This window comes from Flavobacterium sp. LMO6 (assembly GCF_009495795.1).
Lineage (GTDB): Bacteria > Bacteroidota > Bacteroidia > Flavobacteriales > Flavobacteriaceae > Flavobacterium.
Genome location: NZ_WIBH01000002.1, coordinates 155,228 through 168,550 on the forward strand (window position 1 = coordinate 155,228; position 13,323 = coordinate 168,550).

Genomic DNA, 13,323 nt, shown 5'->3' on the forward strand with positions numbered 1-13,323 from the left:
AAATTACCAACTAGTATTATAAAGGGACTACGTTTTTATAATTAAATTTTCTTATACATTACAAAATGAATGCCAACATCAGGAATAAGGAATGAGTTCTCAATAATTGTATATCCAAGACTCTTATAAAAATGAACCGCTTTTTCTCTGGCGTTAAACCAAATTAATTCAGCTTTTAGATTAACACAAAAACTTTCTGCTTTTTTTACTAATTGTGCCCCAAATCCCTTTCCTTGAAATTCTTCTAAAACAGCCATTCCTCTTATTTGAAATTGGTTACTTTCAGAGAACATAGCGTTAGTTTCTTTAAAAATTGAGATAATTCCAATTAATTGGTTATCTATATATAATCCAAAATGAGTTGTTTCTTCGTCATCATCACCTATAAACTTACATGTTTCAATTGGTTTTCCTTTTCTTAAAACTTCATGTCTAACAGGATAAGTGTCAATTGCATTGATTTTTTTAATCTCCATAATTGTATAACTTATTAAAAGCTAATCATTTAGTAAAATGTGTTTATTCTAGTGTAAAGTTAGTGTAATTGCTTCGAAAAAAATATTTAAAAAAATTTGCAATTAAAAAAACTTTTGAAGTATATTTGCACCCACCAAAGAAATACATACAACTCCTAATAAAATTAGAGTTTTTGTAATTCAAATGCGGAAGTAGCTCAGTTGGTAGAGCTCCAGCCTTCCAAGCTGGTTGTCGCGAGTTCGAGCCTCGTCTTCCGCTCTAAAACAAGATAAAGTTTTAAAAATTATCACCTGCGGAAGTAGCTCAGTTGGTAGAGCTCCAGCCTTCCAAGCTGGTTGTCGCGAGTTCGAGCCTCGTCTTCCGCTCTTCGAAAAAGCCTTGCAATTGCAAGGCTTTTTTATTTTAATTTACTTAGTAAAATGACTGTTAGGAATGATGAAATGCAATAAGCTGTTGTAATATACCCTGAAATCAAATATTCTGTATCTGATTGGTTCTTATATTTCATAGCTAATTGATCTAGTTTTTTCTTGTTGTAATATTTTTTAAAAAATATAAATAGTAATAAAGCAATTATGAAAAAAAACACTTTATTAAAAATTTCTTTCAATGGAAAAAACAGATTAATTATAAGTGTTACTCCGATTAGATTTAGGTAAAAAAAGAATGTTATCAAAAATTGTGCTTTAAATAAATCATCACCTACTGAGTTTTTGTTGAATAAATAGGAGTAATATCTATAAAAAATATAATCTAAAAATTTCATCTTTATTTTAAATCATTTAGTTCGGTTTCAGGTGCTACTTCAATTGGCGTTTCGTTTCTCTTAAAAATTCTAGCAGTTAAATCTCCTTTTAATTTTATAGAATCTCCTTTTACAGCTAACCAACTTCCTTCTCTCAGTCCTAAAACAGGTTGCGGATTAAAATAATGAAATTCATTAATTCTCGTTTCTCTTGTCTCTCCCATGTGTGTAGAACCTTCAATTGGGTCCAAATAATGTGGATTGATATTAAATGAAACAAATCCTAAAGTTCTAAAACTTGGCGGATATACAATAGGCATATCATTAGTCGTATTCATTGTTAATCCACAAATATTGCTTCCGGCACTGGTTCCTAAATAATGTGTTCCGTTTTTAACGACTCTTTCTAAGGTGTCAATTACATTATTTTTGTACAATTGACTAACTAATAAAAAAGTATTACCTCCGCCTGTAAAAATTCCTTGAGCATTTTCAATAGCTTCAGTTGGATTTTCAAATTCATGAATTCCTTTAACTGTGATGTTAATTTTAGCAAAAGCTTCGTTTACTTTTTGCGTGTATGCTTCATGAGAAATTCCACTTGGTCTTGCATACGGTATAAAAAGCAATTCGTTTACATTTGAGAAAAACTGTTGTAATTCTGGCAATAAATAGTCAAGATATGCTCCACCGTGTAAGGTTGAAGTACTAGCAATAATTATATTTTTCATTGATTTTTTTTTACAAATTTACCAAATTGTATTAACATAAGTTTATCATCTTATTAGGATTTCGTTTTGAGGATAAGTAATTATATTTACAAGGCATAAAAATTTATTCATGACAAAAAAACTATTTTTCTTTTTTTTCTTTTATTCTATTGTTGTTTTTTGTCAGAACGATACATTAATAAATGGTAAAATAGTTTCAGAATCTAACTTATTAGAAGATATTCACGTTATTAATTTGTCTAAAAACAAAGGTACAGTTACCGATTCGAGAGGATATTTTCAAATTAAAGTAAACGTTTCTGATACATTGCAATTTAGTGCAGTAAATTTAAAAGCAACTCGTTACGTTATTAAAGAAAATGATTTGTATAAAGAATTATTGTTCATTCCTATGGAGTCTTTAATTAATGAATTAGATGAAATTGCAATAATTCATTATAAAAACATCAATGCTGTTTCCTTAGGAATTGTACCTGCCAATCAAAAAACCTATACACCTGCAGAGCGAAAACTTGCAACTGCCGGAGATTTTAAATGGTATAGTCCTTTATTGATTCCGTTAGGAGGAATGAGTGTAGATGGACTAATTAATGCGATTAGTGGAAGAACAAGTATGTTGAAAAAGGAATTAGTAGTAGAAAGAAAAGAAATTTTACAAGCAAAGACTTCTGATTATTTTGAAAGAAGTTATTTTACTAAAACGCTAAAAATCCCTGATGATTATGTGGATGGTTTTTTGTTTTACATTGTTGAAAACGAAAGGTATGTAAGGGCTATGAAAAATAAAAACAAAGCAATGGCAACTTTTATTTTATCTGAATTAGCGGTAGAATATACTAAGTTGAAAGAATTGAATGTATCAAAAACGAATAATAATGAAGAATAATTTTACTTTTTTGATTATCGTATTGTTAACCCAAATTGGTTTTAGTCAACATATAGATAGAAAAGTTTTAAAGGGTAGAATAGTAGCCGATTCTATAGAAGTAGAAAATCTAACCGTATTTAATATTACGTCAAACATTGGAGCGGTAACTAATCCTGATGGTAAATTTTCTATAAAAGCTAGAGCAACGGATACTTTATACATTCAAGGAATTTCGTACGATTCAAAAAAATATGTTTTAACAAATAAGGATTTTTGGCTAGAGGAACTAGAAATTATCTTGCAAGTAAAGGTTACCGAATTAGATGAAGTAGAAGTTACACCATATACGCTTACTGGAATAATTGAAGTAGACACAAAAAGGATTCAGGTTTACGGAGAAGCTTTTTATGGAATAGACGCCAAAATAGTAAAACATTATGAAGATGATGTGCGATCTGGAACTCCTATAAATACAGCCATGCCGAGTCATTTTGCGCCAAATGGGTCAAATTTTAATTTTCTAGCCATTGGTGCCGGATTAGTAAGTTTATTTGTAAAAGATAGAAATCCTAAAAAATATTCAGAGCTTGTCTTTGAAGAACGAAGACAAAAAGATATCCAATCTAAATCATTCTCAGACCACATTTTTGAGCGTTTTTCTCATAATTTTTTTGTAGAAACCTTAAAAATTAAACATGAAGATATTCCATTCTTTTTGCAATACGCTGAAATGCCAGTTAAAGATTTGTCTCTTTTTTTAAAACCCGAATATGAATTACAACTTATTCAATATTTAACCGAAAAAGCAAAAACATACAAATTAGAAAAACAAAAAGAATAATTACTATTTTTACCAAATGAAGAAATATCTTTTACAAATTGCACTCCCTTTTTTATTAATTCTGCTTTTAAGTTCTTTTGCTGTTCATAAATTTTATGTTTCGGTTACCCAAATTGATTATGTAGCCAATAAAAAAAGAATCGAAATTACGCATAGAATTTTTATTGATGATTTAGAAAAGGCTTTAGAATCGAAATACAATAAAAAAGTGTATTTAACTTCTTCTAAAGAATTGCCAGAAGCAGAAGCGTTAATTAAAAATTATTTAAAAGAAAACATTAAAATTTCGATCAATAAAAAGCCTCAAAATATTGAATTTTTAGCCAGAGAAGTAGAAGGAGATGTGTTAATTTTTTATACTAAAATTGCTATTTCAAAAAAAATAAATACCTTCGAAATCTTTAATTCATTATTAACAGATATTTATAAGGACCAACAAAATATTGTGCATACCAATATAAATGGTAACAAAAAAAGCATTTTGTTGACTAATACAGAATTACAAGAAAAAATTGACTATTAAACTGACCAAATTATTATGAAAAATTCAATTGTATTGAGTTCATTTTTATCTTTATTTATTTCTTTTGGAGCATTGGCTCAAGAAGTAAAAAAAGAAGAAAAAAAACGCGAACCTGGACATTATAACGAAAACAAATTTCGTCAAATGTATGATGAAATGGCAACTCCAAACATGTTTAGAACAGCATCTGGAGCTCCGGGACCAGCTTATTATCAGCAAAAAGCTGATTACAAAATGAATCTGGAATTAGATGATAAAAACAAAAAATTATACGGTTCAGAAACGATTACTTACTATAATAATTCGCCAGAGAATTTAGATTATTTATGGGTGCAATTGGAACAAAATATCGAAAGACCAGATTCTAAAACACCTTTAATTGACAATGAAGTTTTAAATAAAACAATTACTACGAATGGTTTTGCTAAAAAATTTATAGAAAATCCTTTTCCAGGAGGTTTTAATATAGATTATGTAAAAGACGCAAAAGGAAATGCAATGAAATACATTGTAAACCAAACCATGATGCGTATAGATTTAGATAAACCATTAAAAAAAGGTGAAAAAATCTCTTTTTCAATCAAGTGGTGGTACAATATTGTAAATTATCAAGAGCAAGCAAACAATGGGCGTTCGGGTTATGAACAATTTAAAGATGGAAATCGCCTGTATGTAATGGCACAATTTTTCCCAAGAATGGCTGTTTATAATGATGTAGAAGGATGGCAAAATCAACAATTTTGGGGTAGAGGCGAATTTGCATTAGTATTTGGAGACTACGAAGTAAATATTACGGTTCCGGCTGACCACGTAATGGAAGGAACAGGAGTTTTACAAAATAGAAGTGAGGTTTTTACTTCAGAGCAAGTTAAAAGATGGGAATTAGCAGAAAAAACTTTTGATAAACCTGTAGTTATTGTAACTCAAGACGAAGCAATTGCAAAAGAAAGTAATTTTTCTGAACAAAAGAAAACATGGAAATTTAAAGCACAAAATGTTCGTGATTTTGGATTTGCAACTTCAAGAAAATTTATAATTGATGCAATGGCAGTTAATTTGCCAACAAATAAGCCGCTAGCTATTTCTGTTTATCCTAAAGAAGCAAATCCGTTATGGGGAGATTTATCTACTAAAGCCGTTGCTCATACATTAAAAACCTATTCTCATCATACTTTTGATTATCCTTATCCTAAAGCAGTTTCGGTTTCGGCTGAAGATCAAGGAATGGAATATCCAATGATTTGTTGGAATTATGGTCGTCCTGATGAAACAGGATTTGTAAGCGATAGAATTAAATACGGTATGTTAGGTGTAATTATTCACGAAGTTGGTCACAATTTCTTTCCAATGATTGTTAATTCTGATGAGAGACAATGGACTTGGATGGATGAAGGATTAAATACTTTTTTAGAATATTTGACAGAAACTACTTTTGATCCTAATTTCCCTGCTACAAGAGGACCGGCAAAAAACATTGTTCCTTACATGAAAGGAAACCAACAGTATTTAGAACCAATTATGTCTAATTCTGAAAATATTTACAATTTTGGAGCTAACGCATACGGAAAACCGGCAACCGGGTTAAATATTTTAAGAGAAACTATTATGGGGCATGAGTTATTTGACCATGCATTTAAAACGTATGCAAATCGTTGGAAGTTTAAACACCCAACTCCAGAAGATTTCTTTAGAACAATGGAAGATGCTTCTGCTGTTGATTTAGATTGGTTTTGGAGAGGTTGGTTTTATTCTACAGATTATACAGACATAGGTATTAAAGACGTAAAACAATACTATGTAGTTGAGCAAGATCCTTCAGAAGCCAAAGCGCAATTTAATAGAAGAGGAAGAAAAATTGGAGATGCAAATCAACCAATGTTAAAAATGGTGTTAGAAGCTTCAACTGATTTTAAACCAGAATTAGCAAAAGGTTTTGATTATTCTAAAGTTCAAGCTTTAAATGACTACTTAACTAAAAACTATTCAGCAGCCGAAATTAACGCATTAAAAACACCAAGTTTTTTCTATGAAGTTGAATTTGATAAGCCTGGAGGTTTAATAATGCCAATTATTGTAGAACTTCATTTTGAAGATGGAACGACTGAAACACAAACTTTTCCTGCTCAAATTTGGAGAAGAAACAATGAGACTGCAAAACGAGTTTTCGCTACTGAAAAGAAAGTGGTAAAAATTCAATTAGATCCTAAATTGGAAACTGCCGATATAGATGTTACAAATAACTATTGGCCAAAAGAAGAAACAGAATCTAAATTTGATACTTTAGAGAAAAAATAAGAATTAAGACTATCTTCGGATAGTCTTTTTTTTGATTACTTTAAGATAAATCGCAATAAAACTTTGTAACTTTGCGAAGTTAATTTTTCAAAATCGAACTATGTTTGGAATAGGCGGAGGTGAATTGTTTTTCATCATTTTAGTTGTTTTAATGTTATTTGGATCAGATAAAATTCCAGATATTGCCCGTGCTTTAGGAAAAGGTATGGCGCAATTAAAAAACGCTACAAATGAAATAAAAAGCGAAATTCAAAATGGCGCTAAAGACAGCGGTTTAGATATGAATACTTTAACGGGTGGAATTTCAGATGAAATTAACAAAGCGAAAGATGGAATTAATAATATGATTAATCCGTTAGAGCAAATTCAAAACCCAATTGAAAAAGTAAAAGAAGATATTGAAAATATAACCGGACCCATTAAAAGGCAATAGTTATTTTGGAAAAAGTAATACAACTAGATAAAGAATTATTTGTTTTTTTAAATGGATTAGGTTCAACTCCATTTGATGCTTTTTGGCAAATTATAACCAAGCAAATCTATTGGATTCCTTTTTTTATTGCTGTTTTCTATTTACTTCAAAAAAAAATAGGTTGGAAAAATCTCGGAATTATCATCTTGTTTTTGGCGGTTTTAATTACGTTTACGGATCAAATTACCAATTTGTTTAAAAATGGTTTTCAACGGTTAAGACCTTGTAATGATATTGATGTAAACCAAATAGCACGAATTGTTGAACATAGAAATTCTTTTAGTTTTTTTTCTGGTCATGCAGCAAACTCAATGGCATCAACCATGTTTGTTTTCTTGCTTGTTAGAAAATTTTACAAACACACTTATTTGTTGTTTTTATTTCCATTCATTTTTGCCTTTAGTAGAATTTACCTCGGATTGCATTTTCCTGGTGATATTTTAACAGGCTATTTGTTTGGAGCTACTTTCGGAATTTTATTTTATAAATTGTACCTGCAATTCAATAAAAAATACAATTTCATTACAAAACCCGACTAACCGTTAAACCATCACGTATTGGTAACAAAACCGTTTCAACTCTTGGGTCAGTATTTAATAGTTGATTGTATTCTAATAAAACAGGAGTACTTTTATCGTTTACCTTAACTTCTTCTAATACTTTTCCACTCCATAAAACATTGTCAGATAAAATGATGCCGCCTTTATTCATCATCGGAACGATTAAGTGAAAATAATTTACATAGTTTTCTTTATCAGCATCAATAAAAACCAAATCAAATTTTTTATTTAAAGTCGGAATAATAGCAACAGCATCACCTAAATGTTGAAAAATTTGATCTTTCCATGGCGAAGCATCAAAATATTTTCTTTGAAAATCAACCAATTCTTCATCAATATCAATCGTGTCTAAAGTGCCATTTTCTACTAATCCTTCCGCTAAACATAATGCAGCATAACCCGTATAGGTTCCAATTTCCAATATATGTTTAGGGCGAATAATTTTAGAAAGCATACTTAAAACTCTCCCTTGAAAATGACCACTCAACATTCGTGGTTGCATGATTTTTTGGTAGGTTTCTTTGTTTAGTTTTGCTAATAATTCAGGTTCGGCTTGCGAATGATTAGCAACATAATCTTCTAAATCTTCTGATATGAAATGCATATGAAATCAAATTTTTACAAAAATACAAATTAACAATTAAACGATTTAACATTTTAACCTAACTTTGCACCATGCAAATCGAGAAAAAAGACATACGAGCACTTACAAAAGAACAATTACGAACTTTTTTTGTTTCCAATGGAGACAAGGCTTTTCGTGGCAACCAAGTATACGAATGGTTATGGAGTAAACGCGCTCATACTTTTGAAGATATGACAAATGTTTCAAAAGAAACTCGTGCTATGCTTCAAGCTAATTTTGTAATTAATCATATAAAAGTAGATACTTTACAGCGTAGCGAAGATGGAACGGTTAAAAATGCAGTTCGTTTGCATGACGATTTAATTGTAGAATCGGTTTTAATTCCAACTGAAACTCGAACTACGGCTTGTGTTTCTTCTCAAGTAGGTTGTAGTTTAGATTGTAATTTTTGTGCAACAGCGCGTTTAAAACGCATGCGTAACTTGGAACCAGGAGAAATCTATGACCAAGTAGCTGCAATTGATAACGAAAGTCGTTTGTATTACGATCGTCCTTTGTCAAATATCGTTTTCATGGGAATGGGTGAACCATTAATGAATTACCCTAATGTTATGAAGGCAATAGACATGATAACTTCTTCTGAAGGTTTAGGAATGTCTCCAAAGCGAATTACAGTTTCTACTTCTGGTGTTTCTAAAATGATTAAAAAGATGGCCGATGATGAGGTGAAATTCAAATTAGCGGTTTCTTTACATTCTGCAATTGAAGAAATTAGAAACGAAATTATGCCATTTACTAAAAGTTTTCCTTTAACAGAATTAAGAGAAGCTTTAGAATATTGGTACAGAAAAACCAAAAGTAAAGTGACTTATGAATACGTAGTTTGGAAAGGAATCAACGACGATAAAAAGTCTATTGATGCTTTGGTTAAATTCTGCAAATATGTTCCTTGTAAAGTTAATCTTATCGAATACAATCCTATTGACGACGGCATGTTTCAACAAGCCTCTGAAGAAGCTACAAATGCTTACATAACCGCTTTAGCAAAAAGTAATATAGTAGCAAAAGTAAGAAGAAGTCGCGGAAAGGACATTGATGCAGCTTGCGGACAATTAGCGAATAAGTCATAATCTAAAATTTGTCATTCCGTCCCGAAGTTTCGGGATTGTTTCGGAATCTTTAGTATTATTTTTTCAGAATCTTTAATTTTTGCCTTTAGCAATTGTTTTCGTACTTTTGGTGTCTCAATGAAAATAACCGAACAAATAAAGCTTCCTATAGCATCTGAAATGGAACTCTTTGAAGAGAAGTTTCGCGATTCTATGTCTTCAAAAGTCGCTTTATTAAATAGAATTACCCATTACATTGTTAATAGAAAAGGAAAGCAAATGCGACCAATGTTTGTTTTCTTAACCGCTAAAATGGTTTCAGGAGGTTCTATTGATGAAAGAACGTATCGTGGCGCTTCTGTTATCGAATTAATTCACACAGCAACTTTGGTTCATGATGACGTTGTGGATGATAGTAATAAAAGAAGAGGCTTTTTTTCTATAAATGCTCTTTGGAAAAATAAAATTGCTGTTTTAGTAGGCGATTTTTTACTTTCAAAAGGATTATTACTTTCTATTGATAATAACGATTTCGATTTACTTAAAATAATTTCTGTTGCTGTTCGAGAAATGAGTGAAGGAGAATTACTTCAAATTGAAAAAGCTCGCAGATTAGATATTACAGAAGATATTTATTATGAAATCATTCGTCAAAAAACGGCAACTTTAATTGCTGCTTGTTGTTCGCTTGGTGCTTGTTCGGTTGCTCCTGATGATAAAGCAGTTGTCGAAAAAATGCGCAAATTTGGAGAACTTATCGGAATGGCATTCCAAATTAAAGACGATTTATTCGATTACACAGATGATGCCATCGGAAAACCAACAGGTATTGATATCAAAGAGCAAAAAATGACCTTGCCTTTGATATATGCATTAAATAATTGTTCTTCAAAAGAAAAAAGTTGGGTTATTAATTCTATTAAAAACCACAACAAAGATAAAAAGCGTGTAAAAGAAGTGATCCAATTTGTGAAAGACAAAAACGGATTAACGTATGCTGAAAACAAAATGATACAGTTTCAGCAAGAAGCATTACAACTTATTACCGATTTTCCTTCTTCACCATACAAAGATTCTTTGATTTTGATGGTAAATTACGTTATTGAACGAAAAAAATAATTTTAATTAATACACTTTATTATTCAGTTGGGTGAAATTTTATTAAAAACTAATTTCACCCAACTGATTTTATTAATTACTGCTTATCATTTTTGAATGTTTGCTAATTTTGCTTACTTTCTTAGTATTGAAGTAGTTAATAATCCAAAAGTTTACATCATAAGCTGTTGGTTCAAAACCTTTGTGTTTAATGAAATCATTGTAATAATTTAAAAATGCTTGTAGAGATTTGTCCATTTTTTTATAGTTTATTATAGTTTATTTTTATAGTTTATTTTGTTTATACGGAATAGTAACAGTTGCTGTTGTCATTTCATTTGCTTTACTAGTAATTGAGATAGTTCCATTTAATAATTCGGTAAATTGTTTGGCAATAATTAGTCCTAAGCCAGATCCTTTTATGGTTGAAGTATTACTTCCTCTATAAAAAGATTGAAAAAGATGTTTGTTTTCTTGTTCTGGTATTCCAATTCCAAAATCCACAATCTCAATTTTAATTTTATCTTTTAGGTAATTAATTTTGATAATAGGACTAGAACTTCCTATAGAATATTTAAAAGCATTAGAAATTAAATTGTTTAGAATATGAGTTAATAAACTTTCATCACATTGAATATTATTTTCATAATCGTTTTTCTCTAAAATAATTTTTCTCCCATCTTGTTCATTATTAAAATAAGTATCAATAAGATTATCGATGAAATCATTTAAATTAAATTCTTTTAGCTCTACTTTTAAGTTTTTTGATTCGTAAGCTCCAAAAACTAATATGTTGTTCATTAGTTCGGTCATACGGTTTACTTCGTTTGTAATTCTGCTAGAAATACGTTCTAATTCTTCTTTTGGATTTAACTTTAGTAAATCAATTTTGTAATTTAATAACTCAACATTAGAATATATTACAGATAAAGGTGTTCTAAATTGATGCGAAGCCATTGTAACGAAGCCCGATTTTAATTCGCTCAATTCTTTTTCTTTTTTTAGCGCTTGTTGTATGTTTTCTTTATCTTTTATTCTTTTAGTAATATTTCTATTTGATGTTTGAATACCAACAACATTATTTTGATTGTCTAAAATGGTTTTAGAATAGGTTTCTAACCAAATATATTTACCGTTTTTCTTTTTAAATCGAAATGTGATAATTTCATTTTTGTTGTCAAGTATATTTAGGTTTTGTTTTTTTGCTTTTTCAATGTCACTTGGATGGAAAAAATCGTAAGGATTTCTTTGTAGTAACTCTTCTGGTAAATAGCCAGTTATCTTTTCAGATGTGTTTGATACATAAGTTATAGTTCCATCAATTAAATGCTGCATTATAAAGTCGGACGTATTATTAGCTATAAATCGATATTTTTGCTCAGAAATTTCGAGTTGGTTTTTAAGATTTATAGTGTTATCGATATCTGTGATACTTCCAATAATGATTTTTTCATTTGTACTTACACTAAAGTCAATGCTTAATAATAGTAAACCCCAAATTTTTTCATTATTTTTTTTAATAAGTTGTACCTCAAAGCTATTTGTACTATTAGAGTTGTCAAATAATTCTTTAACCTTTAAAGTGTTTAAGTTTTCAAGATAATTGAAGATACTGGTACCAATGCAATTTTCAATTTTATGACCTGTAATTTCTTCCCACTGATTGTTTAAAAAAATAAGGTTTCCATTAAGATCTGTTTTAAAAATAATTTCAGCTAAATTATTTACTAAATGATCGTATTCGTTTCGTTGATTTGCAAGTTCTGTTTCTTTGTTTTTAATTTCACTAATATCAATATGTGTCCCAATCATTTTTTCTGGAATTCCCAAATCGTTTTCGATTAATATTCCAGAGTATTTAATCCATTGGTATTTTCCAGACTTATGTTTTAATCTAACAATACCTTCATATTTATCTGATTTTTTACTGATATAATTGTCAATTTTATTTTTAATTTCAACTAAATCTTCAGGGTGGATTATAGATTCCCAAGTTTTAAATGTGTGATCAAGCTCGTCATCTCCATAGCCTAACATTCCAAACCAATTATATGAAAATTTCACTTTATCTGTAATTATATTCCATTCCCATTTAGCCTGATTAGAACTCTTCATGTAAAAGTCTAATTCGTTCAGTGTGTTTTCAAGATCAAGTCTTACCTTGTTTTGATTTAATCTTAAACCTATATTATGTGCAACTGTATGTAATGCAGTAACCTCTTCATTTAACCAAATTCTTTCTTTCTCGCAATCGTCAAATCCTATCCAACCCCAAAAATTATTATCAGAAAAAATTGGAGTAAATAAATAAGCTTTAATGTCCTGCATTTCCATTATCTCTCTGAAGAATTCATTGGAACTTTCTTTTACGAGGCCATAAAAAGGCAAGTTGCTTGATAAAGGTTCAAATAAACCTGGGAACGCTTCGTACGTATGTCCGCTTAAATCAGGACTACCAATAAATGGAGTAGCGCCTTCTTTACACCATTCATATTCATAATTTAAAATAGTAACACCATCATTAGTAATTTCATTTTTGAAGATGTAACATCTATCAATCATTATATTACTGCCTAATGCTGTTATGCAGTTTTGTAGTGCGTTGTGTATGTTTGCTTCCTTAAGAAGTTGGTTGTTAGCTTCTGATATAGCTTTTAATAGGTGATTCATTAATAAATACTATAGGGATTATATTTTTTGAATAATAACGGCTTTCTAATTGATTAAATAAATCAAGTTCTTTAGGTGAAATTTTAATCTTTTTTATTTCATTATCTATCGTGAATTTTACGATATAATCATATTGGTTAAAAAACAAGAAACTTATTAAATATAACGTTGCATGAAATAGAACAAAAGACCACTTAAATTCTGTTAAATAGAAATAAGCAAATACTATATTTAATAAAAACATAAAAATTAAGTATGATTTTCTCTCTTTTCTTATTACTTTTAGAGAATCAATTGTTTCAATATTGTAATTGTTAATGAAGTCTTTAAATTTAACAGACTCTTCGC

General features: G+C 29.7%; 13 protein-coding genes and 2 tRNA genes. 10 read left to right on the forward strand and 5 right to left on the reverse strand.

Annotation, left to right across the window (positions count from 1 at the left end; genetic code table 11):
- Positions 1–41: 41 nt before the first annotated feature.
- A complete protein-coding gene (locus GFJ99_RS03220) occupies positions 42–476 on the reverse strand; it encodes a GNAT family N-acetyltransferase (RefSeq protein ID WP_008256300.1) in 435 nt (144 codons plus the stop codon).
- A 186-nt stretch (positions 477–662) separates the two neighbouring features.
- Here GFJ99_RS03220 and GFJ99_RS03225 point away from each other — a divergent pair.
- Positions 663–735 (forward strand) — tRNA-Gly (locus GFJ99_RS03225).
- Between the two features lie 34 nt (positions 736–769).
- A tRNA-Gly gene (locus GFJ99_RS03230) sits at positions 770–842 on the forward strand.
- Positions 843–1,245: 403 nt separating this feature from the next.
- Here GFJ99_RS03230 and pepE read toward each other — a convergent pair.
- Positions 1,246–1,953 carry a dipeptidase PepE gene (gene pepE, locus GFJ99_RS03235; protein ID WP_153207504.1) on the reverse strand — a complete coding sequence of 236 codons (708 nt, stop codon included), beginning with the start codon at positions 1,951–1,953 and terminating at the stop codon, positions 1,246–1,248.
- A 109-nt stretch (positions 1,954–2,062) separates the two neighbouring features.
- Here pepE and GFJ99_RS03240 point away from each other — a divergent pair, with 109 nt between their 5' ends.
- The 6 genes from GFJ99_RS03240 to GFJ99_RS03265 all read left to right on the forward strand — a co-directional run bounded on the left by GFJ99_RS03240 (position 2,063) and on the right by GFJ99_RS03265 (position 7,491).
- Positions 2,063–2,839 (forward strand): carboxypeptidase-like regulatory domain-containing protein, encoded by a 777-nt coding sequence (locus GFJ99_RS03240; protein WP_153207505.1) that lies wholly within the window; start codon positions 2,063–2,065, stop codon positions 2,837–2,839.
- Positions 2,829–3,662, forward strand: a complete 834-nt coding sequence (locus GFJ99_RS03245; RefSeq protein ID WP_153207506.1) for a hypothetical protein — start codon at positions 2,829–2,831, stop codon at positions 3,660–3,662. The genes GFJ99_RS03240 and GFJ99_RS03245 overlap by 11 nt, the downstream gene beginning before the upstream one ends.
- Before the next feature lie 16 nt (positions 3,663–3,678).
- Entirely contained in the window at positions 3,679–4,185 is a 507-nt protein-coding gene (locus GFJ99_RS03250) for a DUF6702 family protein (RefSeq protein WP_153207507.1), read from the forward strand.
- A 15-nt stretch (positions 4,186–4,200) separates the two neighbouring features.
- Positions 4,201–6,480, forward strand: coding sequence for a M1 family metallopeptidase (locus GFJ99_RS03255; protein WP_153207508.1), 2,280 nt, complete (start codon positions 4,201–4,203; stop codon positions 6,478–6,480).
- A 100-nt stretch (positions 6,481–6,580) separates the two neighbouring features.
- The gene (locus GFJ99_RS03260; RefSeq protein WP_008256318.1) at positions 6,581–6,913 is read left to right on the forward strand and encodes a twin-arginine translocase TatA/TatE family subunit; all 333 of its coding nucleotides are present in this window, start codon (positions 6,581–6,583) and stop codon (positions 6,911–6,913) included.
- A 2-nt stretch (positions 6,914–6,915) separates the two neighbouring features.
- A complete protein-coding gene (locus tag GFJ99_RS03265; protein ID WP_162523918.1) occupies positions 6,916–7,491 on the forward strand; it encodes a phosphatase PAP2 family protein in 576 nt (191 codons plus the stop codon).
- On the opposite strand, the gene GFJ99_RS03270 is transcribed toward GFJ99_RS03265, so the two are convergent.
- Positions 7,475–8,116 (reverse strand): O-methyltransferase, encoded by a 642-nt coding sequence (locus tag GFJ99_RS03270; protein WP_153207510.1) that lies wholly within the window; start codon positions 8,114–8,116, stop codon positions 7,475–7,477. The genes GFJ99_RS03265 and GFJ99_RS03270 overlap by 17 nt on opposite strands.
- A 71-nt stretch (positions 8,117–8,187) precedes the next feature.
- Between GFJ99_RS03270 and rlmN the strand changes: the two genes are divergently transcribed.
- Both rlmN and GFJ99_RS03280 read left to right on the forward strand, forming a co-directional pair.
- The gene (gene rlmN, locus GFJ99_RS03275) at positions 8,188–9,228 is read left to right on the forward strand and encodes a 23S rRNA (adenine(2503)-C(2))-methyltransferase RlmN (RefSeq protein ID WP_153207511.1); all 1,041 of its coding nucleotides are present in this window, start codon (positions 8,188–8,190) and stop codon (positions 9,226–9,228) included.
- 117 nt (positions 9,229–9,345) lie between these two features.
- Positions 9,346–10,326 carry a polyprenyl synthetase family protein gene (locus GFJ99_RS03280; RefSeq protein ID WP_008256328.1) on the forward strand — a complete coding sequence of 327 codons (981 nt, stop codon included), beginning with the start codon at positions 9,346–9,348 and terminating at the stop codon, positions 10,324–10,326.
- Between the two features lie 72 nt (positions 10,327–10,398).
- Here the strand turns inward: GFJ99_RS03280 and GFJ99_RS03285 are convergent, their stop codons facing one another.
- Both GFJ99_RS03285 and GFJ99_RS03290 read right to left on the reverse strand, forming a co-directional pair.
- Positions 10,399–10,563, reverse strand: a complete 165-nt coding sequence (locus GFJ99_RS03285; protein WP_153207512.1) for a hypothetical protein — start codon at positions 10,561–10,563, stop codon at positions 10,399–10,401.
- A gap of 27 nt (positions 10,564–10,590) precedes the next feature.
- Entirely contained in the window at positions 10,591–12,975 is a 2,385-nt protein-coding gene (locus GFJ99_RS03290; protein ID WP_153207513.1) for a PAS domain S-box protein, read from the reverse strand.
- Between the last annotated feature and the right edge of the window lie 348 nt (positions 12,976–13,323).